Here is a 21528-nt window from a genome sequence, read left to right as displayed (position 1 = left end):
CGATCACCTCGTCATCGTCGACATGCAGCACGTGTTCGGCGACGAGGCGAGCGAGTGGCGCACGCCGCGGTTCGGCGAGATCGTGCCGCGCATCGCGCGACTCGCGCAGGCCTGCGCGCCGCGGGTGAGCTGCACGCGGTTCGTCGCCCCGAGCGAACCGGCCGGCGCGTGGCGGGCGTACTACCGACAGTTCCCGTTCGCCCGCCAGCCGCCCGACGCGCCGCTGTACCAGCTGGTTCAGGAGTTCGCGCAGTTCGCGGAGAACGCGGTGTCGCTGCCGACGTTCGGCAAGTGGGGCGGCGAGCTCGCGGCTCGGGTCGGCGGCGATGATCTGCTGCTGGCCGGTGTCTCGACGGACTGCTGCGTCATCTCGACCGCCCTCGCCGCCGCGGACGCCGGCGTGCGGGTGCGCGTGGTCGCGGACGCGTGCGCCGGCGCGAGCGACGCCAGCCACGCGGACGCGCTCGCGGTGCTGCGGCTCTACGCCCCGCTGATCGAAGTCGTGCTGAGCGCCGACGTCCTCGGCTGAGCGCCGGTCGCGAGTCGCTTCGCTACGGCGCCACCGAGGCCCCGTAGCGCTCGGCGGCCAGCCATCGATCGCCCGCCCGCAACCGCGGCGTCAGCGCAAGCGTCACCAGGATCGACACCGCGCCGAACACCGTCATGGCCGTCGCCGGCGCCACCACCTCGGCGAGCGCCCCCGCCGCCGACGCCGCGACCGCCTGCATCGTCAACATGCCGGAGGAGTGCAGCCCGAGCGCGTGGCCGACCAGATGTTCCGGCGTCAGCGCGATCAACCGTTGCTGCAGCAGCAGGCCCGCCGCGTAGCCGACCGAGGCGACGCACACCGCTGCCGCCGCTGCCGCGACCGGCAGACCGAAAACAAAAGGCAGGTAGGGCGCGGCGAGCAACAGCCGCAGGGCGGGCGCCAGCCAGCCGCGCGACCGCGGGCCGAGAACCCGCGCCACCAGCACGTCGCCGGCCAGCATGCCGAGCGCTGCCGTCGACAGATAGAATCCGGCCCAGCGCGGCGAAAGCGGGATGAACAGCGCCTCGCAACCGACCACCAGGCCGTTCGGCAGCCACATCGCGGCATACAGCGCGCGCCGTTCGGGCGTCCCCAGCAAGAATCTGTTGTCGCGCCAGGTGGCGCGCACCGACGCCTTGTCGACGGCCCGGCTCGGGCGGTCGACCAGTCCGATTCGGGAAACGACGGCAGAGCCCGCATACAGCGCGGCCGCGACCAGCAGCGTGGGGCGCGCGCCGATCACGTTCGCCAGCACGCCGCCGATGCCGAAACCGACGATCTGCATCAGGCCGACTGCGACGGTGAAGGCCGAGCGTGCAAGCAGGTACCCGTCGGCGGGCACGACCTCGCGCACCAGGCCCCACTGCACTCCCCCGCCGACGGCCCCGACCAGGCCGCCGACGAGCGAAACCGAGAGCAGCCAGCACACCGGCAGCGGCAGCACGAGCAGAAGAGCGACGAAGGCGTACACCGTCCCGATGCCGACGAGCGCCGCCCGAGGGCGCACCCGGTCGGCCCAGGACAGCAGGGTGGCGGCCCCGAGCACCTGAGCAGCCGACGGGCCGAACATGCTCAACGCCGACAGCAACGGAGAGCCTGTGCGCGAGTAGACGAGCGTGCCGAGCGCAATGCCCTCCATGGTGCCGCCGGCGTACCGGACGCAGGACACGCCGAACAGGGCGCGGAACTCGCTCAGGCCGAACAGGTCTCGATACGTGCGCATGGAACAAGCCTGGAGAGGCGCCGGCCCATCGCCTAGTGTTTCGACCGGAGGCGAAACATGGGCCTGTGGAACGTGGGCGTCGACGAGCTCGCCAACAGCCGCTTCGCGATTTCGCCGCTTGCCGAATCGGTCGGCGCCCTGGCCGTGCTGCACCGCGGCGCGCCCGGCCCGACGCTCGGGGCTTGGCGGCAGGAGCATCTCACCGCGTACCGCGAGCGGATTGCCGACCCGGCGGACGCGGCGGTGGTCGACGCCGTGCTGCGCCCGAAGTGGATCGCGGACTTCGTGGCCCTGCCGCCGGACCCAGCGGACAAGGGGATCGCCGACGAACTCGCCCGGATGCGCGCCACTCCGGCAACCCGGGCGCATGAGGACGTCCTGGCCGCGGCCCAGGGCCGGAGGTTGGATGCGTTGCACGCAATAGACCTCGTGCAACACATCTCGGATGTCCTGGAGTGGGTGTGGACGCACACCGTCCGGCCCGACTGGCCGCGCAGGCGCCGGCTGCTCGAAGCGGACATCGTGGCGCGGACGAGCCGTCTCACCTCAGGCGGGTGGGCCGCCGCGCTCGACGACCTGCGGCCCGGCATGCGCTGGCTGGGCAACGGCCGGCTGCAGATCAACGCCTACGACTACCCGCCGGCCGATCTGGCCGGCGCGCAGCTGGCGTTCGTGCCCTGCACCACCGCGACGTCGGGTTGGGTGGCCTGGTCGAAGCCGCACAGCTACGCCGTGGTCTACCCGTGCGTGGGGGTGCTCGCCGAGGCGGACACCGTCCTCGCGCCGCAGCCGCTCAGCCGGCTGCTCGGGGCAGCGCGGGCCACCGTGCTGACGGCCCTGCGCACACCGGCCAGCACGAGCCAACTGGTCGCGCTCACCGGCTCGCCTTTGGGCTCGGTGGGCGGTCACCTGGCCGTACTGCGCGACGCGGGCCTGGTGCAGCGCCGCCGCGCCGGCCGGTCCGTCCTGTATTTCCGCACCCGCGCCGGGGACAGCGTCGTCGCAGCGGCTGCGCCGGTCGACCCACTCCCCTGACGACTGCCCGGTGGCAGGATGTCCGACCATGCAGGTGAACCTCCGCCACAACCCGTCCTTCACCGTCGCCCGCTGCGTGCTCGCCGGCGGCGAGCCGATGCGGGTCGAGGGCGGCGCGATGATCGCGCATAGCGAAGGCGTGGCGCTCGAGTCCAAGGCCCAGGGCGGCATCATGACCGGCCTGAAGCGCAGCGTGCTCGGTGGCGGTTCGTTCTTCGTCACGACCTACACGGCGCCGCCGCAGGGCGGGTGGGTCGATGTCGCGGGCGTGCTGCCTGGAGACACCGTGTCGATCGACGTCACGCCGGACCAGCCGTTTTTCTTGCGCCGGGGCAGCTGGATCGCCAACAGCCACGGTGTCGAGATCGACACTCAGTGGGGCGGCATGGCCAACCTGTTCGGCGGCGAGGGCGGCTTCGGCTTCCGAGCCAGCGGCCAGGGTCAGGCGCTGGCGTCCGTCTACGGCGCGGTCGACGTCATCGACCTCGAGGCAGGCGAGAACGTCACCATCGACACCGGCCACGTCGTCGCCTACGCCTTGGACATCCGGTTCCAGATGCGCCGGGCGGCGCAGGGCAGGACGATCCAGTCGATGAAGTCGGGCGAGGGCTGGGTCTTCGACTTTTTCGGCCCCGGACGGGTGCTGTTGCAGTCCCGCAACCCCGAGGCGTTTGCCCACTGGGTCGCGCAGACGGCGCCCGGCGAGACGCCGCGCGAGGGACTCGGGGGCCTCGGCGGCGGCGGCGGGTTGGGCAGCTTCTTCAACTGACGGTTCGACTGCGGCGCTCCAGGCGCCACCAGTCGCGAGGTCGGCCGCGCGGCGGACGGCGCCGCGCGGCCACGGTCGCTCAGTGGCGAACGGTGTGCCGGCCGCTCACCCGAACGTAGATCAGGAGCACGATGATCGCGCCGATGACCGAGCCGACAATGCCGGACGGCTGGAAGAACCCGTTGGCCTTGTCCTTGTGGAAGATCAGGTAACCGAGGAAGCCGCCGACGAACGAGCCGACGATGCCCACCACGATCGTCGGCAGGATGCCGATGTCCTGCTTGCCGGGGACCAGCAGCCGGGCGAGTGCGCCGGCGATCAGGCCGACAACGATGAGACTGACGATGAGACCGAGCATGGGTGACACCTTTCGAAGAGGGACGCACGCGCGCCGTTGACGTGACCGAGATGCAGCCACCTGTCCGACAAAAGCACCCCTAGGGATGTCGCAACACACCCCTAGGGAGGGTTAGCGTCGACGCATGCCCCCACAAGCCGAGCCGATCCTCGTCGCGTTGGTCGACGACTACGACGTCGTCCTCACCGGGGTGGCGAGCATGCTGGACCCCTACCGGGACCGGGTGCTGGTCGCCGAGATCGACGCCAACGAGGCGCTGCACGACACGGTGGACATCGCGCTCTACGACTCCTTCGCCCAGGCGGAGTCCGATCAGGACGAGATCGACGTGCTCATCCGGAGCCCGCACGCGAAGCGCGTCGTCGTCTACACCTGGAACTTCCACCCGGAGTTGATCGAGAGCGCCCGGCAGCGTGGCGCGCACGGCTACCTGTCGAAGACGCTGCCGGCGCGCGACCTGGTCGCCGCGCTCGAGGCGGTGCACGCAGGTGAGACGGTGATCAGCGAGCCACCGGCGCGGGTCCGCGCGGCGGCGGGACTCGACTGGCCGGGCCGGCGGGAAGGCCTGACCGACCGGGAGGCGGAGATCCTGGCGCTGATCACCCAGGGCAAGAGCAACGCCGAAGTCGCCGCGCTGACCTTTCTCAGCCCCAACACCGTGAAGTCCTACATCCGCTCGGTCTACCGCAAGATCGACGCTGGCAGCCGCACGCAAGCGGTGCTGTGGGGTGTGAAGAACGGCTTCACGCCTGACCACAACCGCATCGACCACTGGCGCGGCGGCCCGTAACCGCCCGCGGAAATCCCAACTTGCCGTGGGCGAAGATTGGCGGGTGCTGATCACTGTCACGACGACGATGGCCCCCGCCACCGATCTCGGCTTCCTGCTGCACAAACACCCGGCGCGGCTGCAGTCCTTCGACCTCTCCGTCGGGGTCGCACACGTCTTCTACCCCGAGGCGGCCGAGGACCGGTGCACGGCGGCGCTGCTGCTCGAGGTCGACGCGATCGGCCTGGTCCGCGGCCGACGCGGCCCGTCCGGCGACGGCTTCGCATTGGGCCAGTACGTCAACGACCGGCCCTACGCGGCGTCCAGCATGCTCAGCGTCGCGATCAAGGAGGTGTTCCGCACCGCGCTCACCGGGACGTGCGCCGCCCGGCCGGAGCTTGCGGCTACCCCAATCCCCTTGGCGATCAGGGTTCCGTCGCTCCCCTGCCGCGGCGGAGTCGACCTCGCCCGGCGGCTGTTCGAGCCGCTGGGCTGGACGCTCGACGCCACCCCGTCGTCGCTCGACCCCGCGTTCCCGAGCTGGGGCGACTCTCGATACCTCGACGTGCGGTTGACCGGCACGCTGCGCCTGGCCGACGCCCTCAATCACCTCTACGTGCTGCTGCCGGTGCTCGACGACGGCAAGCACTACTGGGTCAGCACCGACGAGGTCGACAAGCTCGTCCGCGCCGGCGGCGACTGGCTGGCCGGCCACCCGGACAAGGCGCTGATCACCAACCGCTACCTCAGCCACCGACGCGAGCTCACCGCCGCGGCGCTCGCCCGGCTCGCCGAGGTCGACGATGTCGAGCCGGAGTCGCTGGACAACGCGGTCGCGCCCACCGCGGAAGCGGCCGAGCCCGAGCGCCCGACGCCGCTGAACGTGTTGCGCCGCGGCTCGGTGCTGGCCGCCGTCCGCGCCAGCGGCGCGCGTCGGGTCGGCGACTTCGGCTGCGGCGAGGGCGTGCTCGTGCGCGATCTGCTCGCCGAGCGCGCCGTCGAGAAAGTCGTCGCCACGGACGTGTCGGCCCGGGCGCTGCAGGTCGCGGCGCGCAAGCTGAAGCTCGACCGGCTGCCGGACCAGCAGCGCGCCCGCCTCGACATCTTCCAGTCCTCGCTGACCTACCGCGACGACCGGCTGGCCGGCCTCGACGCCGCCGTGCTGATGGAGGTGGTCGAGCACGTGGACCCGCCCCGCCTGGCCGCGCTGGAACGCACGGTGTTCGGCCAGGCAAAGCCGGCCACGGTGATCGTCACGACGCCGAACGTGGAGCACAACGTGCGGTACGAGACGCTGACGCCCGGCCGATTTCGGCACCGGGACCACCGCTTCGAGTGGACCCGGGCCGAGTTCCGCGAGTGGGCGGAGTCGGTGGCCGCGGCGCACGGCTACGCCGTGCGGTTCCTGCCGGTCGGCGTCGACGATCCGGAGGTGGGGCCGCCGACCCAGATGGCGGTGTTCGACGTCATGGCCCATCCGGCGATCGACCCCGAGACAGCGCCAACGACAACCGCGATGACAGCGCCAACGTCGGCGATAACCGCATCGACAGCAGCGGCCACCGCATGACCGCCTCGACCGACGACACGCGCGTCCGCGCCAGCCGTCCGCGCGAGCTGCCCGTGCCCCAGTTGAGCCTGGTCGTCCTCATCGGCGTCTCCGGCTCGGGCAAGTCGACGTTTGCCGCGCGGGTCTTCAAGCCGACCGAGGTGATCTCCTCGGACTTCTGCCGCGGCCTGGTCGCCGACGACGAGAACGACCAGGCGGCGACCCCGGACGCGTTCGACGTGCTGCACTACATCGTCGGCAAGCGGCTGGCCGCCGGCCGGCTGTCCGTCGTCGACGCGACCAATGTGCAGGCCGACGCGCGTCGCAAGCTCGTCGCGCTGGCCCGCGAGCACGACGTGTTGCCGGTGGCGATCGTCCTCGACGTGCCGGAGTCGATCTGCCTCGCGCGCAACGCCGCGCGTCCCGACCGCGACTTCGGCCCACAGGTCGTGCGCCGACAGCGCGACCAGCTGCGCCGCTCGCTGCGCGGCCTGCAGCGCGAAGGCTTCCGCACCGTCCACACGCTGAACGACGCCGAGCAGATCGACACCGCCACGGTCACGCGGACACCGCTCTACAACGACCGGCGCCACGACACCGGGCCGTTCGACGTGATCGGCGACATCCACGGGTGCCGAGCCGAACTCGAGACGCTGCTCGTCGAGCTGGGCTACGCGATCAGCCGCGACGACGCCGGCCGCGCCACCGGAGCCCATCACCACGACCGGCGCGCGATCTTCGTCGGCGACCTCGTCGACCGCGGCCCGGACACCCCCGGCGTGCTGCGGCTCGTCATGGGCATGGTCGGCGACGGCGACGCGCTGTGCGTGCCCGGCAACCACGAGAACAAGCTGCTGCGCGCCCTGCGCGGCCGCAACGTGCAGCGCACCCACGGCCTCGCCGAATCGCTCGAGCAGCTCGAGCGCGAGCCCGCGGAATTTCGCGCCCAGGTCGAGAAGTTCATGGACGCGCTGATCAGCCACTACGTGCTCGACGGCGGCCGGCTCGTCGTGTCGCACGCGGGGCTGATCGAGCGGTATCAGGGCCGCGCGTCGGGCCGGGTGCGCGACTTCTGCCTGTACGGGCAGACGACCGGCGAGACCGACGAGTACGGGCTGCCCGTCCGCTACCCGTGGGCCGAGGAGTACCGCGGCGCGGCGACGGTGCTCTACGGCCACACGCCGGTGCCGGCGCCGCAATGGGTCAACAACACGATGTGCCTCGACACCGGCTGCGTCTTCGGCGGCCGGCTGACCGCGCTGCGCTACCCCGAGCGGGAGATCGTGTCGGTGCCGGCCGAGCGCGTCCACTACGAGCCGGTCAAGCCGTTCCCGACGAACGCGGACGCCGAGCTCGCCGCCACCGCGGCGCGCCGCGAGCCGGAGGTGCTCGACATCGGCGACGTGCTCGGCAGCCGGGTCATCGAGACGAGCTATCTCAATCGCATCGGCGTGCGCGAGGACAACGCGGCCGCCGCGCTAGAGGTGATGAGCCGCTTCGCGGTCGACCCGCGCTGGCTGGTCTACCTGCCGCCGACGATGAGCCCGGTCGCGACGTCCGCGCTGCCCGACCTGCTGGAGCACCCGGACCAGGCGTTCGCGGCGTTTCGCGCCGACGGCGTCGACCACGTCGTCTGCGAGGAGAAGCACATGGGCTCCCGCGCAGTCGCGCTCGTGTGCCGCGACCTGCCAGCGGCCCGCAGCCGGTTCGGCGCGCCTGGCGACGAGATCGGCGCGGTGTGGACGCGCACCGGCCGGCCGTTCTTCAAACCGGAGCTGCAGCGGGCGCTCGTCGAACGCCTGCGCGGCGCCGTCGAGCAAGCCGGCCTGTTCGACGAGCTGGACACGTCCTGGGTGTTGCTGGACGCCGAGCTGCTGCCGTGGAGCGCGAAGGCGCTCGAGTTGCTGCGCGACCAGTACGCGGCGGTCGGCGCCGCGGCCCGCGCGGCGCTGCCCGTCGCGCTCGACGTGCTGGCGCAAGCCGCGGCCAACGGAGTCGAGGTCGTCGACGTGCTCGAGCGCACGCGGGCGCGGGCGGTGAACGCGGCCGCGTTCACCGACGCCTACCGGCGGTACTGCTGGGAGACCGACGGGCTGGACGGCGTGCGGCTGGCGCCGTTCCAGGTCCTCGCCTCCGAAGGCGCGGCCCACCAGCGGCACCCGCACGCCTGGCATCTCGACCTGGCCGACCGGCTCGTCGCCGCCGACCCGCAGACGCTGACGCCGACCGCAAGGCTGTTCGTCGACACGACCGATCCGGGCTCGCTCGCGGCCGGCGTCGACTGGTGGCATGCGCTCACCGCGTCCGGCGGCGAGGGCATGGTGGTGAAGCCGGCCGAGAACCTCACCCGCGGCGCCAAAGGCTTCGTGCAGCCGGGTCTGAAGGTCCGCGGCCGGGAGTACCTGCGGATCATCTACGGCCCGGACTACCCGGAGCCGGCGAACCTCGACCGGCTGCGCCAGCGCGGGCTCGGCCACAAGCGCTCGCTCGCCCTGCGCGAATACGCGCTCGGCTTGGAGGCGCTGGACCGGGTCGCGCGAGGCGAGCCGCTCTGGCGGGTGCACGAGTGCGTCTTCGCAGTGCTGGCGCTGGAGTCCGAACCCGTCGACCCCCGCCTCTGACGCGCAGCGCCTAGGCCGGCGCGACGCCGAGCAGTTGGTCGACCGCGTCGGCGCCGGCCGCGCCGTTGCCGGCCCGGCGGAACGCGTCAGCCACCTGTCGCGCGCCCGGCGCCAGTTCCCGCGCTGCCCGCACCGCCTCGGCCAGCGCGCTCGCCCCGCGACGGCCGAGCGCCGTGCGCGACGGCAGCCGAACGCCCGCGCCGGCGACCTCGACGCGGCGCGCGACCTCCCACTGGTCGCGGCCGAAGGGCACCGCGACCACCGGGACGCCGTGCGCGAGGGCCTTCTGGGTGGCGCCCATGCCGGCGTGCGTGACCGCGCAGACGGCGCGTGCGAGGACGGCTGAGTGCGGCAGGAACCGGACGACGTGGACGTTGCCATGCGCGTTGAACTGCGCGGGGTCGGCCGCGGGCATGGTGGCGACCACGTGGACGGGCTCGTCGCGCAGCGCCTCGATGGCGACCTGCACCAGCCGACCGTCGTCCTGGAACTCAGACGACGTCGTCACCAGCACGACGGGCAGCTCGATCTCCTCGAGCCAGGCGGGCGCCGCTGACGGCGGCTCCCAGGCGCACGGTCCGATCAGCTTGACCGACGACGGCCAGTCGGCATGCGCATACTCAAACGGCTCCGCTGTCATTGCCAGGGTGACGGGCGCCGCGGCGACCAGGTCGCGCACCCCGCTCAGCTCCGGCAACTGCTCGGCGGCGCGCACCGCGTTGACCGCGGGCAGGATGGCGCGCTCGAAGACACCGGTGATCACCGGGCCGAGGACGCGGTCGCGAGCACGGCCGGCCATGCCGCGCGCCGGGGCGAAGCCGGGCCCGAACGGCGGAGCGCCGGCGGAGGGAAGCGGCAACGGGTAGGAGCACCACCGCGCCCACGGCAGGCCGGCGCGTTCCGCGACCGCAGCGGCGCCCCAACAGTTGAAGTCCATCAGCACCGCGTCCGGCGCATGCGTCGCGATCGCCGTTCGCAGATCGTCGCGCTCGAGGGCGGCGCGGCGGGCGAAGACCGCGAGCGAACGCTTGATTGCCGCAGTCGAGCTTCTCGCCCGGTGGTCGTCGTGGGTGATCGCCTCGATCTCCGGCGCGATCGGCTCGGCCTCGAAGCCCTGGCGACGAAGGGTTTCGACGACCGCGTCGAGCGTGCGCACGCGCACCTCGTGGCCGCGTGCGCGCAGTTCGGCCAGCACCGGCACGATCGGGAACAGGTCTCCTCGCGACGGCGAGGTGTAGGCCAGCACGCGAGCCATCGCCAGCTCCTCTCAGATCAGCGGCGCGAGCATTTCGCGCAGCGCCAGTTCGACATGCGCTGTGCTGAGGCCCCGGTCGCGGCGCAGCACCTTCCAGACGTAGACGTCGCAGACCGCCATCAGCTGCGCGAGCCGGCGCGCCCGAGCACCGCCGCGCAGGGGCGCCAACGTCGCCGCGAACACCCGCGAGCACCACCTCTCGTGCACGCGGCGACCGGCGGCGACGACCTCGCCGACGAGCGGGCGGCGATGTTCGTCGGCGAGCATGCGCAGGACGCCGTCGCCGACGCTCTCGTAGTGCTCCACGAGGTTCGCCACCGCCGCGCGCAGGTCGCCCGGCGGCGATTCGGCGCGGTGCGCCTCGATCCGCCCGGCCGCGCGGGCGAAGGCGGCAGCTTCTGCGCCGTCTCGCCCGCCGAACCGGCGGATGACCGTCTGCGCGGACACTTCGGCTTCCGCGGCGATCGCCGCCACCGTCGGCTCGCGCCCGGGCTCGGCGAAGAAAAGCCGCTCGACAGCGTCGAGGATCCGCTCCGCCGTGACCGCGGCCGAGTCGGCGCGTGCGCGCATCTCGTACGGCCGGGATTTCATGTCAATTCAACTAACACTAAAGTGAGTGGTGGCGCAACATCACCGCCATGCCACGTGGTAGGCAGGAGGACCTTGATCTCCAAGACGCTGGCGCCCAGCTGCTGCTGCTCTGCGCGCTGCCAGCCAACCTGACGCTGACGGCCGCCGCCCTCGTCCGTTCGGTCGTGCGCCCGCTGCGGATACTGGAAGCCGTTGCCGAATCCGGAGGTCGTCGCGATGCCGTCCACGCCCGTCCCGCAGGATGTTCTCGACCTGCTCGCCAAGCCCAACCCCGCCGTCATGGCGACGATCGCCGCAGACGGCCGTCCAGTCACGGTGGCTACCTGGTACCTGCTCGAGGACGACGGCACCATACTTCTGGGTTTGGACGCCACCCGAGCGCGACTAGAGCACCTGCGGCGCGACCCGCGCGTCTCGTTGACAGCGCTCGCCGAGGGCGATTGGTACACCCACGTCAGCGTCCAGGGCCGGGTCGTCTCGATGGCCGACGACGACGGGCTGCGTGACATCGACCGGCTGTCGGAGCATTACACGGGCAAGCCGTATCGCAACCGGACGAGCCCGCGCGTCACCGTCCACGTCGAGATCGACCGCTGGCACGGCTGGGCGAACGGCGCCGCGGTCGGCGACTGATGAGCGCGTGCAGGCAGGCGCAAGTCTGGGACGGACCGGGGGTCACGGTCTGTCGTGGAGGGTGTTGCGGACGGGTGTCTGGTTTGGATCGATCCAGGGTGGCGGGATCCACCACATCCGGCCGTTGATCATGCGGGTGGTCCAGCCTTGACGGACGCGTTCGCGGTGGTCGTAGCCGCAGACCAGTCCGCCGTCGTCGACGCTGGTCTGGCCGGTGATCGCGTAGTCGGTCGCGTGGTGGGCTTCGCACCAGCCTGGCGGGGCCGGGCAGCCCGGGAACGTGCAGCCGAGGTCGCGGGCGGCGAACGCTCGGCGTTGCCGGCGGGTGAAGAACCGATGCTCGCCACTGAGGGCGGTGACGGCGCGCATGTCGTCCAGCGCGACGGTCACGACGGTGGCGTCGCCGCCTGCCTGCCGGACCGCCTCGCGGGCGGTGATCACGCCGCCGTGCCCGGTCTGCGCGCACCCGACACCCGTCAGCCACGCCTGGTGGTCGATGGTGATCAACACGGTGGTCGACACCCCGCCGGCATCAGGCAGCAGCTCCGCGCGCAGGACCATCTTCAACGCGTCGAGCAACGCGTCGTGACGCCGCTGAGCACCGGACCGTTGGTCCTTCACCCCGCCGGCCTCCGGTTTCGGGGCGGCGAGAGAGTCGAACATCGTCAACACCGCCTCGGTGCACTCCGGGTTCAGCTCCCACGTCATCCGCGACGACCCGTCCGGGCGGGAGAACACCTGCACCCCGCGGCGGGCCTCGCGGCGCTCGTCGGCCTCCGGCGGGGCGCAGTCCTGCTCCATCAGGATCAGCGCGTGCCGCGCGGCCTTGCCGACCGACTCCGGCCCGCACACCCCCGCCAAGCCGAGCAGGACGTTCCGGATCCCGTCGCCCGCCTCCACCGTCACGTGTCCCGGCAGCTGGTCGAGGGCCTTGACGATGATCCGGGACTGCTCGACCGACACCACACCCTCAGCCTGCGCCGACGCCACCTCCGGATGGACCGGCGGGAGCACCTCGCCCAGCAGCGACAGCCGCGGCCCGAGGCTCCGCGCCGCGGCGACCCGCGCGAACGCCTCCCGCCGCGACACCCGCAGCGCCTCGATCAGCAGCTCCGCCGGGAACCGGTACCCCCTCGCCTGCGCCACACCCCGCCGCTCCACCTCCGCGATCACCCGGTGGTCCAGCGCGGCGAGGCGGCGGCGCAGCCGTTCGGCCTCCCGCAACGTCTCGACCACGGCCTCATCGCCTGCCGCCGACAGATCCCCCGCGAGCAGCGAATCGAGCTGAGCGTGCATCGCCGCCAGCGACGCGGCCGGCGACCCCGCCGCGAGCGGCACAGAGCCGTCCCCGGCAGGACGGTCCTCGAGTTCCACACTCACGTGTTCTATATTAGTCGAACACCCGTCGAAGTCAAGCGCCCGGCACGAGAAATCCTTACACCGCAGCAAAATCGCCTAGGTCCGGACGAGAATGCAGCTCCGCCGCGAAGCTCGAATCGTGCGCTCAGCGGCCGCGGCTCAGCGGTCGCGGCTATGCGGCCGGGACGCGGAAGTAGTGGCCCTGGTCCAGATCCTCGAGCAACCCAGGGTGCGACGGCGCCCAGCCCAGCAACTCGCGGGTCAACGCGCTCGAGGCGGGGATGTCGGCGGCTAGCAGACCCGCCAGCCAGCCGAAGTGCTCCCCCGCGTCCGACGGCGGGATCGATGCGACCGGCACCGCCAACTGCCGACCGATCACATCAGCGATTGAGCGCAGCGGCACGCCTTCGTCGGCCACGCCGTGCAGCACCGAGCCGGCCGGCGGCCCCTGGGCCGCAGAAGCGGGCATTGCCGTCTTCCGGATTGCCTTCGAGCGCTGGGTCGGCGTCAGCGACGAGCTCACGTTCGTCGATCATCTCCGGCAGGGCTTCGACCAGTTGAAGGCCGTCACCGCCGGTTCATGATCAGCGGCTCATGATCAGCGGCTCGTGATCAGCGGCTCGTGATCAGCGGGAGCGGCGGCGCGAGTTGCGCGATCGGTTGCCAGCGGGCCGCTGCGCCCGAGCGGGCATAGAAACCGACGCCGGACGGGATTCGGCAACGACGTCGATGACGTCGCCGGACTCGGCGATCTCGCGGACCGCCTCGTGGCCCGGACGGACCCGCGTCGACAGCGGCGAAACCGAGGCCGCCTTGTGCAGCCGGGCCACCTCGTTCACCTGGCCGGGCTCGACGAACGACACGACGGTGCCGCTTGCGCCGGCGCGCGCGGTGCGGCCGGAGCGGTGCAGGTAGTCCTTGTGGTCGGCCGGCGGGTCGAAGTGCACGACGACGTCGAGATCGTCGATGTGCAGGCCGCGCGCGGCGACGTCGGTGGCGACGAGCACCCGGGAGCGGCCAGAGGTGAAGGCGTCGAGCGCCCGGACGCGCTGGTTCTGGTTCAAGTTGCCGTGCACCGCGACGCTTTGCACGCCGACGCGCGAGAGCTGCTTGGCCAACCGGTCGGCGCCGTGCTTGGTCCGGACGAAGAACAGCGTGCGGGCCGGGCGCGCGCCGATCTCGGCGGCGACGTCCACCTTCTGCTCGTGGTCGACCACGAAGACGCGGTGGTCCATCTGGGCGACCGGGGTGGCCGACGAGCCCGCGGCGTGCACGGCGGGATCACTGAGGTACCGGCTGACGAGCTTGCCGACGCCGCGGTCGAGCGTCGCCGAGAACAGCAGGCACTGCCGGTTCGGCGGCGTCGCGTCCAGGATGCGTGTGACGGCGGGCAGGAAGCCGAGGTCGGCCATGTGATCGGCCTCGTCGAGCACCGCGACCTCGACCGCGTCGAGCGCGACCGCGCGGCGTTCCATCAGGTCGAGCAGCCGGCCCGGTGTCGCCACGAGGACGTCGACGCCGCGACGCAGGTCGTCCATCTGGCGGTTGATCGACGCGCCGCCGACCACGACGGCGACGTGCATGCGCACCGCGCCGGCGATCGGGGTCAGCGCCTCGGCCACCTGGTTCGCGAGCTCACGGGTCGGGACAAGCACCAGCCCGCGGGGCGCGCCGGCGCGCCGCGCGGCGCGGTTGTGCTGCAGGCGGGTGAGCATCGGCAGCCCGAATGCGAGTGTCTTGCCCGAGCCCGTCTGCGCGCGGCCGAGCACGTCACGGCCGGCGAGCGCGTCGGGCAGGGTCAGGGTCTGGATGGCGGTCGGCCGCTCGATGCCCGCGCGGGCCAGCACCTCGACCATCGCCGCCGGCAGGTTCAGCTCGGCGAACGTGGCCGACGACGGCTCGGGGCGGTGCTCGGCGGCGGCGAGCGCCTCGTCGAGAAGGCGCAACGCGACGTTGTCGGAGTTGGTGTTGGGGCGCGCGGCGGGCCGGTTCGGCCGGTCGCTGCGGCCGCGGGTGCGGGCTGGAGCAGACGAGCGGGCCGGAGCAGACGAGCGCGCAGGACGAGAGGGACGAGCAGGGCGGAGCGAAGTCACGTATTTCCTCAAACTAGGGAGGCCGCGCGACATCGATCTCGATCAGCGGATCTGCCGATTTGCATACTGGCAAAGGCAACGCTGGTGCGGCCCGGCGGAGCAGCTCGCCCCGCAAGAGATACGGCGAGATAGCCGCCGTGCACCCAGTGTAACGGCTGCGGGCGAGCCGCTGTTCCGCTGCTGTCGTGTCGGAGGCGCACGAGAGAATGAACACGTGACCGCCGGGACGCGCACAGGCTCCTTCGTCCTCGTCGACGGCGGCCGCGGGCGGATCGGCCGGATCGCGCCGGACGGCATCGAAGACGTCGCCGACTCCGCGGAGCTGCGCGCGCTGATCACGCTGCGCGACGCCACGCTGGAGCTGCTCTCGCTCGAGGCCGACGCCGGCCTGCCGGACGAAACCGTGGCGCCTGCTCGCGCCCGCGCCGCCGACGGGTACCGCGACTACGTGGCGCGGTGGGGTCCGCTGAACCGCGCCACCGTGCACGAGCTGCACGACGGTCGGCTCGACCCGCAGACCGGGCTGCCCGAGCTGCGCTTACGCCGCCCGGAACTCGGCGGCTTCCGGCGCGATCCCGACTACCACCTGGTGATGGCTCTGGAGGTGTACGACACCGCGACGCAGGCCGCCGAACCCGCGCCGATCCTGCTTCGCCGGGTGCACGGCCGCCGCCCTGCCGCCGCACGCGCCGCCAACGCGCACGAGGCGCTGTTGATCAGCCTCGGCGAGGGCGGCATCGACCCTCGCCGGATCGCCGGGCTGCTCGGCCTGCGCACCGAGGAGCAGGCGATCGAGGCGCTCGGCGATCTGGTGTTCCGCGACCCTGAGCGCGGCGGCGAGTGGGTGAGCCGGCGCGCGTACCTGACCGGCGACGTCCGCGCCCGCCGGGTCGCCGCGGAGGCGGCCGCGCTCGACGACCGGCACTACCGACGCAACATCGCCGCGCTCGCCGAGGTCGAGCCGGCGGATCTCGGGCCGCTCGACATCGCGGTGTCGCTCGGCGCGCCGTGGATCTCGGCCGAGGACATCGAGGCGTTCGTCCACGACGTGCTGGGCGGGCGGGTGAAGGTGTGGCATCTCCCGTCGGCGGCGTCGTGGAAGATCGTGCCGAGCGGCAAGACGCCGGTCGGCGCCTTCGGGCTCTACAGCACGCCGCGGGCGAGCGCGTACGACCTGCTGAGCGCTGGACTGAACGGCCGGTCACCCGTCGTGTTCGACAGCGTCGCCATGCCCGGCCGGCGTCTGCGGGTGCGCAATCAGCAGGACAGCCTCGCCGCGCAGGAGCGGTTGACCGCCCTGCAGGAACGCTTCCGCACCTGGGTGTGGGAGGACGCCGCGCGCACCCGCCGGCTGACCCGCGAATACAACCGGCGCTTCAACACCCACCTCGTGCGGCGACACGACGGCTCGCAGCTGACCTTCCCCGGCCTGGCGGACGGCATCGAGCTGTGGTCGTGGCAGCGCGACATCGTGGCGCAGATCGTCTCCTCCCCCGCGACGCTGTGCGCGCACGCGGTCGGCGCGGGCAAGACCCGCTCGATGGTCTGCGCCGCGCTGACCGCCCGCCGGCTCGGCTTGGCGAGCAAGCCGCTGATCGCCGTCCCGGCGCACCTCGTCGAGCAGGTCGCCCGCGAGGCTCGGCAGGCCTATCCGTTCGGGCGTTTCCTGATCCAGGGAGAGGACGACGCGCGCTCGCGCGAACTGCTCGCCGCGCGCTGCGCCACCGGCGACTGGGACGCGGTGATCATCCCGCACGGCACGTTCAGCGCGCTGCCGGTGGCCGCCGAAGCGGAGCTCGACTGGCTGGCCACGCGTCGCGGGGAGTTCGAGGGGCAGCTGCGCGGCGGCCGTGGCGGGCAGCACGGCCGCTCGGTGCTGCGCCGCCGAATCGCCGCGGTGCAAGCACGGATCGAGAAGGTGCGTGATCGCCCCCGGCCGTCGGTGGCCTTCGACGATCTCGGCGTCGACCTGCTGCTGATCGACGAGGCGCACTACTTCAAGCGGCTGCCGATCACGTCCCGGATGGAGGGCATCTCGCTCGGCTCGTCGCAGCGCGCGGCCGACCTGCAGCTGAAGGCGCAGATCCTGCGCGCGCGGCGCGGCGGGCGGCCCAGCCTCGCGTTGTTCACCGGCACGCCGTGGTCGAACACGATCGCGGAGACGTTCGTGTGGCAGACGCTCATCCAGCCTGACGCGCTCGTCGCCGCCGGCGTGGAGAACTTCGACGCGTGGGCCGCGGTGTTCGTCGAATACGACACCGTGGTCGAGGTGACGCCCGACGCGTCGGCGGTCCGCCAGGTGCAGCGGCCCTCGCGGATCCGCAACCTGCCCGAGCTGCGCCGGATGCTCGCGACGTGCTCGGACGTCTTGCGGCCCGACGAGCTTGGCCTCGACCGGCCCGAGCGGCGCGAGGACACCGTCGTCTGCTTGCCGAGCCCGGGGCAGGCCGAATACGTCGGCAGCCTCGGCGCGCGGGTGGACAAGATCCGCCGCGAGCGGGTGCGCGCCGAGCCGGGCGGCGACAACATGCTCGCGGTGTGCGGCGACGGGCGCCGCGTCGCGCTCGACCCGCCGCTCGTCGGCGTGCGCGAGCCGTCGTCGAAGGTCGAGGCGGTCGCCGACGCCGTCGCGCGACTGCACCACGAACACGCCGAGCAGACGTATCCGGGCAGCGACGTCGCCGGCGTGCTGCAGGTGGTCTTCTGCGACCAGGGCACGCCCGGCGTGGAGGGGCCGCAGACCTACGGCCGGCTGCGCATCGCCCTGGCCGCCCGCGGCGTCCCAGCCGACCGCGTGCGGTGGGTGCACGAGGCGACGACGGCCGACGAGCGGAACCGGCTGTTCGCCGCCTGCCGGTCGGGCGAGGTGTCGGTCCTGATCGGCTCCACCGACAAGCTCGGCGTGGGCACGAACATCCAGCCCCGGCTGCGCGCGGTCCACCACGCCGACGCGCCGTGGCGGCCGTCGGACATCGAGCAGCGGGAAGGCCGAGCGTTCCGGCCGGGCAACCTCAACGCCGCGGTCGACGTGTTCCGCTACGTCACGAAGGGAACCTTCGACGCGTACATGTGGCAGACGCTGCAGCGCAAGGCCGCCTTCATCGAGCAGCTCTACCGCGCCGACCCGGCGATCCGATCCGTCGACGACCTCGGCGAGGCCGTGCTCACCTACGCCGAGGTGAAGGCGCTGGCCACCGGCAACGCGCTGCTGCTCGAGCAGGCCCAGGCAGCCGCCGCGGTCGCCCGGCTGCGACTGCTGCGCTCGATCAACCGGCAGTCGTTGACCGAGGCGCGGGCCAGCCTCGCGACGGCCGAGCAGGGCCAGTACCGCTTGCACCAGCAGGCGATGCTGCTCGGCGCGGCCCGCGAGCGGCTGGCCAAGACCGCAGTGGGGAGCGACCCCGAATCGGACGTGCGCCTGGCCGCGCGGGCGATGCGCGAGCGGTTGCTAGTGCCCGGCACGAGCGACGACCCGGCGCCGATCCGCGCGCCCTGGCGCGGGCTCGGCATCGAGCTCATCCCGGTCGGCGGCTGGGCGGCGTCGGCCGCCGACATCGTGTCGTTGCGGGTGACGCTTGCGCATCGGCGGGTCGATGAGCTCCAGCTGCCGCTCACCCTCCTGCGCGGCAGCGCCGCGGCGTGCGCGAAATCGGTTGTCACGCAGGTCCGGCGTTGGCACGAGCGGTTGGCGGAACGCATCGTCGAGGTGCAGGACGCCGGTATCGACGCCTACGACGCGGCCGAGCACGCCAAGCGGGTGATCAGCGAACACCGCTTCGCCCGGATGGACGAGCTCGCGGCGGCGGAGGCTCGGCTGGCCGAGATCAACACCGCCCTCGAGTCGTCGATCGGGCACGGCAGCACCAGCGCCGCGTGACCGTCGCGCGGCCGCTGCGGACGCCGAAGGCCCTGGCCAACCGCAGCAGGATCACCCAGTTCCGCCGAGCGATGGAGGCAGCCGCCACGCAGCGTCGCCGGCCGTCCTTGACCGACCCCGACGCCGCGTACGGTTGCGCCACCAATCCCACCCGGCTGATGGGGAGCGAACGTGGCACTGAGCGACTTTCCGCGCTATCCGCTGCTGTTCGGGCCGAGCCCGCTGCATCCCCTCGAGCGGCTGACCGCCCACCTCGGCGGCGCTCGCATCTGGGCCAAGCGCGAGGACTGCAACTCCGGCTTGGCGTTCGGCGGCAACAAGACCCGCAAGCTCGAATACCTCGTGCCAGATGCGCTGGCGCAGGGCGCGACGCACCTGGTCTCGATCGGCGGCGTGCAGTCGAACCACACCCGGCAGGTCGCCGCCGTCGCCGCGAAGCTCGGCCTCGAGGCGCGTCTGGTGCAGGAGAGCTGGGTGGACTGGCCGGACTCGGTCAACGACCGGGTCGGCAATATCCTGCTGTCGCGGATCATGGGCGCGCACGTCGAGCTCGTCGAGGCGGGTTTCGGCATCGGGTTCAAGGAGAGCTGGGAGAACGCGCTCGAGCAGATCCGCGCGGGGGGCGGCGTCCCGTACGCGATTCCGGCCGGCGCCTCAGACCATCGGCTCGGCGGCCTCGGCTTCGCGAATTGGGCCTACGAGGTGCAGCAGCAGGAGCGGGAACTCGGCGTCTTCTTCGACACGATCATCGTCTGCAGCGTCACCGGGTCGACGCACGCGGGGATGATCGCCGGCTTCGCCGGCCAGGATCGGCCTCGTCGCGTGGTCGGCATCGACGCGTCCGCCAAGATCGACGAGACCCGGGCGCAAGTTGCGAAGATCGCGCGGAACACCGCCGAGCTGATCGGCCTGGGCCGCGACCTGCGGGCCGACGAGATCACCGTCCTCGAGGGGTGGGCAGGCGACTACTACGGCATCCCGGTCGCCTCGACGCTCGACGCGATCCGGCTGACCGGCAGCCTCGAAGGCATGATCATCGACCCGGTGTACGAGGGCAAGTCGATGGCGGCGCTGATCGACCTCGTCCGCAGCCGCGAGATCGGGCCAGACTCGACCGTGCTCTACGCCCACCTGGGAGGCCAGCCCGCGCTCAACGCCTACAGCGCCCTGTTCAAGAACTGACCGCTGGCCCGGCAGTCTCGGGTCAGCGTTCGGTGAGCTGCCCTCCGGCCATCGCCCAGCGCCGGGTGACGCGGACGGCGTCGAGCATCCGCCGGTCGTGGGTGACGAGCAGGACGGTGCCGCCGAACGCCTCGATCGCGTCCTCCAGCTGTTCGATGGCGGGCAAGTCGAGGTGGTTCGTCGGCTCGTCCAGGACGAGCAGGTTCACCTGCCGCGCCTGCAAGAGGGCGAGGGCGGCGCGGGTCCGCTCGCCGGGTGACAGCGACCGCGCCTCGCGGGTGGCGTGCTGGCCGCCGAGGCCGAACTTGGCCAGCAACGTTCGGACGTCGGCGTCCGGCCATTGCGGCACCGCCTCGCCGAACGACCGGGCCAGCGGCAGCCGGCCGAGGAACAGCCGACGGGCCTGGTCGACCTCGCCCACCCGCACGCCCGAGCCCAACCCGGCGCTGCCGTCGTCGACGGCGATCCGGCCGAGCAGCGCCGCGAGCAAGGTCGTCTTGCCCGAGCCGTTCGCGCCGGTGAGGGCGATGCGGTCGGCCCAGTCGACCTGCGCGTCGATCGGGCCGAGGGTGAACGAGCCGCGGCGCACGACCGCCCGCGACATGGCGGCGACCACGGCGCCCGACCGAGGCGCCGCCGCGATGGTCATCTGCAGCTCCCACTCCTTGCGCGGCTCCTCGACGACGTCCAGCCGATCCATCATCTTTTGCGTCTGACGGGCCTTGGCCGCCTGCTTCTCGCTCGTCTCGGCGCGCTTGCTGCGCCCGATCTTGTCGTTGTCGCTGGATTTCCGGCGGGCGTTGCGGACGCCCTGCGCCATCCAGTTGCGCTGCATCTGGGCGCGGTCCTTCAGCTCGTCAACCCGACCCTCGTACTGCTCGTAGGCGGCGCGGGCATGTCGTCGGGCCACCTCTCGCTCGGCGAGGTAGCTGTCGTAGCCGCCGGCGTACACGCCGACCCGCTGTTGGGCGAGGTCGAGCTCGACGATCTGCGAGACGGTGCGCGCGAGGAACTCCCGATCGTGGCTGACGATCACCGCCGGCGAACGCAGGCCCTGCACGAAGCGCTCCAGGCGGTCGAGTCCGTCGAGGTCGAGGTCGTTGGTGGGCTCGTCGAGCAGCAGGACATCATAGCGCGACAGCAGCAGCGCGGCGAGCCCGGCGCGCGCGGCCTGCCCCCCGGACAGCGCCGTCATCGGGGTCTGCAGGTCGACGCCGAGGCCGACGCTGTGGGCGACCTCTCCGGCGCGCTCGTCGAAGTCGGCGCCGCCGAGCGAAAGCCAGCGTTCGAGAGCCGGCGTGTAGGCGTCGGCCGTGTTGTCGGCGCCGCCGGCCAAGGCGTCCGCCGCGGACTCCATCGCCGCGTTCGCCGCCGTGACACCAGTGCGCCGCTCAAGGAACGCCAACACGGTCTCGTCCGGGCGCCGTTCCGGCTCCTGCGGCAGGTGGCCGACGGTCGCCGTGGGCGGGCTGAGGACGATGGAGCCATGCTCGGGATCGAGTTCGCCGGTGAGCAGCCGCAACAACGTCGACTTGCCTGCGCCGTTCGCGCCGACCAGACCGACGATGTCGCCCGGCGCCACCACCAGGTTCAGGCCGGAGAACAACACCTGCGCGCCGTGCCCGGCGCCCAGGTCCACGGCCTGCAACGTCGCACTCATCGCGAAGTCGAGTCTAGGACGCTGTC

17 protein-coding genes and 1 pseudogene are annotated in these 21528 nt (G+C 72.3%); 9 read left to right on the top strand and 9 right to left on the bottom strand.

The genetic code is table 11. The features are described from left to right. Positions 1-22 precede the first annotated feature (22 nt). The gene (locus ACFFBG_RS03090) at positions 23-529 is read left to right on the top strand and encodes a cysteine hydrolase family protein (RefSeq protein ID WP_375476237.1); all 507 of its coding nucleotides are present in this window, start codon (positions 23-25) and stop codon (positions 527-529) included. A gap of 22 nt (positions 530-551) precedes the next feature. Here ACFFBG_RS03090 and ACFFBG_RS03085 read toward each other — a convergent pair whose 3' ends face one another. Further along, positions 552-1751 carry an MFS transporter gene (locus tag ACFFBG_RS03085; RefSeq protein WP_375475473.1) on the bottom strand — a complete coding sequence of 400 codons (1200 nt, stop codon included), beginning with the start codon at positions 1749-1751 and terminating at the stop codon, positions 552-554. Between the two features lie 57 nt (positions 1752-1808). Between ACFFBG_RS03085 and ACFFBG_RS03080 the strand changes: the two genes are divergently transcribed. Both ACFFBG_RS03080 and ACFFBG_RS03075 read left to right on the top strand, forming a co-directional pair. Then, positions 1809-2786, top strand: coding sequence for an ArsR/SmtB family transcription factor (locus ACFFBG_RS03080; protein WP_375475471.1), 978 nt, complete (start codon positions 1809-1811; stop codon positions 2784-2786). A gap of 28 nt (positions 2787-2814) precedes the next feature. Continuing rightward, positions 2815-3555 carry a TIGR00266 family protein gene (locus tag ACFFBG_RS03075; protein ID WP_375475469.1) on the top strand — a complete coding sequence of 247 codons (741 nt, stop codon included), beginning with the start codon at positions 2815-2817 and terminating at the stop codon, positions 3553-3555. Positions 3556-3634: 79 nt separating this feature from the next. Here the strand turns inward: ACFFBG_RS03075 and ACFFBG_RS03070 are convergent, their stop codons facing one another. After that, entirely contained in the window at positions 3635-3913 is a 279-nt protein-coding gene (locus ACFFBG_RS03070) for a GlsB/YeaQ/YmgE family stress response membrane protein (RefSeq protein ID WP_375475467.1), read from the bottom strand. 124 nt (positions 3914-4037) lie between these two features. On the opposite strand from ACFFBG_RS03070, the gene ACFFBG_RS03065 reads away from it, so the two are divergent. From ACFFBG_RS03065 to ACFFBG_RS03055, 3 genes are read left to right on the top strand one after another with little or no spacing between them, the layout of a single operon-like run. Beyond that, complete coding sequence (locus tag ACFFBG_RS03065; RefSeq protein ID WP_375475465.1) at positions 4038-4703, top strand: LuxR C-terminal-related transcriptional regulator; 666 nt, start codon at positions 4038-4040, stop codon at positions 4701-4703. Positions 4704-4746: 43 nt separating this feature from the next. After that, a complete protein-coding gene (locus tag ACFFBG_RS03060; RefSeq protein WP_375475463.1) occupies positions 4747-6252 on the top strand; it encodes a 3' terminal RNA ribose 2'-O-methyltransferase Hen1 in 1506 nt (501 codons plus the stop codon). Further along, a complete protein-coding gene (locus ACFFBG_RS03055; protein ID WP_375475461.1) occupies positions 6249-8852 on the top strand; it encodes a polynucleotide kinase-phosphatase in 2604 nt (867 codons plus the stop codon). The genes ACFFBG_RS03060 and ACFFBG_RS03055 overlap by 4 nt, the downstream gene beginning before the upstream one ends. Before the next feature lie 10 nt (positions 8853-8862). On the opposite strand, the gene ACFFBG_RS03050 is transcribed toward ACFFBG_RS03055, so the two are convergent. Genes ACFFBG_RS03050 through ACFFBG_RS03040 form a run of 3 tightly spaced genes read right to left on the bottom strand, consistent with a single transcriptional unit; the run spans position 8863 to position 10925 of the window. After that, positions 8863-10107 carry a glycosyltransferase gene (locus ACFFBG_RS03050; RefSeq protein ID WP_375475459.1) on the bottom strand — a complete coding sequence of 415 codons (1245 nt, stop codon included), beginning with the start codon at positions 10105-10107 and terminating at the stop codon, positions 8863-8865. Between the two features lie 12 nt (positions 10108-10119). Then, entirely contained in the window at positions 10120-10698 is a 579-nt protein-coding gene (locus ACFFBG_RS03045; protein WP_375475457.1) for a TetR/AcrR family transcriptional regulator, read from the bottom strand. Further along, complete coding sequence (locus ACFFBG_RS03040; protein ID WP_375475455.1) at positions 10695-10925, bottom strand: hypothetical protein; 231 nt, start codon at positions 10923-10925, stop codon at positions 10695-10697. The genes ACFFBG_RS03045 and ACFFBG_RS03040 overlap by 4 nt, the downstream gene beginning before the upstream one ends. Between ACFFBG_RS03040 and ACFFBG_RS03035 the strand changes: the two genes are divergently transcribed. Further along, complete coding sequence (locus tag ACFFBG_RS03035) at positions 10915-11331, top strand: PPOX class F420-dependent oxidoreductase (protein WP_375475453.1); 417 nt, start codon at positions 10915-10917, stop codon at positions 11329-11331. The genes ACFFBG_RS03040 and ACFFBG_RS03035 overlap by 11 nt on opposite strands. 42 nt (positions 11332-11373) lie before the next feature. Here the strand turns inward: ACFFBG_RS03035 and ACFFBG_RS03030 are convergent, their stop codons facing one another. From ACFFBG_RS03030 to ACFFBG_RS03020, 3 genes and pseudogenes are all read right to left on the bottom strand, one after another. Next, on the bottom strand, positions 11374-12711 hold the full coding sequence (locus ACFFBG_RS03030) for a DUF222 domain-containing protein (protein ID WP_375475451.1): 1338 nt from the start codon (positions 12709-12711) through the stop codon (positions 11374-11376). A gap of 151 nt (positions 12712-12862) precedes the next feature. Then, positions 12863-13147 (bottom strand): annotated as a pseudogene (locus ACFFBG_RS03025) (3-beta hydroxysteroid dehydrogenase); the annotation flags it as partial. Between the two features lie 169 nt (positions 13148-13316). Next, on the bottom strand, positions 13317-14636 hold the full coding sequence (locus tag ACFFBG_RS03020) for a DEAD/DEAH box helicase (protein ID WP_375475449.1): 1320 nt from the start codon (positions 14634-14636) through the stop codon (positions 13317-13319). A gap of 361 nt (positions 14637-14997) precedes the next feature. Between ACFFBG_RS03020 and ACFFBG_RS03015 the strand changes: the two genes are divergently transcribed. Both ACFFBG_RS03015 and ACFFBG_RS03010 read left to right on the top strand, forming a co-directional pair. Further along, positions 14998-18660 carry a helicase-related protein gene (locus tag ACFFBG_RS03015; RefSeq protein ID WP_375475447.1) on the top strand — a complete coding sequence of 1221 codons (3663 nt, stop codon included), beginning with the start codon at positions 14998-15000 and terminating at the stop codon, positions 18658-18660. A gap of 171 nt (positions 18661-18831) precedes the next feature. Further along, positions 18832-19842 carry a 1-aminocyclopropane-1-carboxylate deaminase gene (locus ACFFBG_RS03010; protein ID WP_375475445.1) on the top strand — a complete coding sequence of 337 codons (1011 nt, stop codon included), beginning with the start codon at positions 18832-18834 and terminating at the stop codon, positions 19840-19842. Positions 19843-19864: 22 nt separating this feature from the next. On the opposite strand, the gene ACFFBG_RS03005 is transcribed toward ACFFBG_RS03010, so the two are convergent. Next, complete coding sequence (locus tag ACFFBG_RS03005) at positions 19865-21502, bottom strand: ABC-F family ATP-binding cassette domain-containing protein (RefSeq protein ID WP_375475443.1); 1638 nt, start codon at positions 21500-21502, stop codon at positions 19865-19867. Positions 21503-21528 lie beyond the last annotated feature (26 nt).

The organism is uncultured Jatrophihabitans sp. (assembly GCF_964251945.1).
Taxonomy (GTDB): Bacteria; Actinomycetota; Actinomycetes; order Mycobacteriales; family Jatrophihabitantaceae; genus Jatrophihabitans.
This window is presented reverse-complemented; position numbering and strand designations above follow the sequence as displayed.

Excerpts from the sequence above, each read along its gene's own strand:
- ACFFBG_RS03045 (WP_375475457.1), bottom strand. The coding sequence starts at position 10,698 with ATGAAATCCCGGCCGTACGAGATGCGCGCACGCGCCGACTCGGCCGCG.
- ACFFBG_RS03075 (WP_375475469.1), top strand. The coding sequence starts at position 2,815 with ATGCAGGTGAACCTCCGCCACAACCCGTCCTTCACCGTCGCCCGCTGC.
- ACFFBG_RS03035 (WP_375475453.1), top strand. The coding sequence starts at position 10,915 with ATGCCGTCCACGCCCGTCCCGCAGGATGTTCTCGACCTGCTCGCCAAG.
- ACFFBG_RS03005 (WP_375475443.1), bottom strand. The coding sequence starts at position 21,502 with ATGAGTGCGACGTTGCAGGCCGTGGACCTGGGCGCCGGGCACGGCGCG.
- ACFFBG_RS03050 (WP_375475459.1), bottom strand. The coding sequence starts at position 10,107 with ATGGCTCGCGTGCTGGCCTACACCTCGCCGTCGCGAGGAGACCTGTTC.
- ACFFBG_RS03055 (WP_375475461.1), top strand. The coding sequence starts at position 6,249 with ATGACCGCCTCGACCGACGACACGCGCGTCCGCGCCAGCCGTCCGCGC.
- ACFFBG_RS03085 (WP_375475473.1), bottom strand. The coding sequence starts at position 1,751 with ATGCGCACGTATCGAGACCTGTTCGGCCTGAGCGAGTTCCGCGCCCTG.
- ACFFBG_RS03080 (WP_375475471.1), top strand. The coding sequence starts at position 1,809 with ATGGGCCTGTGGAACGTGGGCGTCGACGAGCTCGCCAACAGCCGCTTC.
- ACFFBG_RS03090 (WP_375476237.1), top strand. The coding sequence starts at position 23 with ATGCAGCACGTGTTCGGCGACGAGGCGAGCGAGTGGCGCACGCCGCGG.
- ACFFBG_RS03065 (WP_375475465.1), top strand. The coding sequence starts at position 4,038 with ATGCCCCCACAAGCCGAGCCGATCCTCGTCGCGTTGGTCGACGACTAC.
- ACFFBG_RS03070 (WP_375475467.1), bottom strand. The coding sequence starts at position 3,913 with ATGCTCGGTCTCATCGTCAGTCTCATCGTTGTCGGCCTGATCGCCGGC.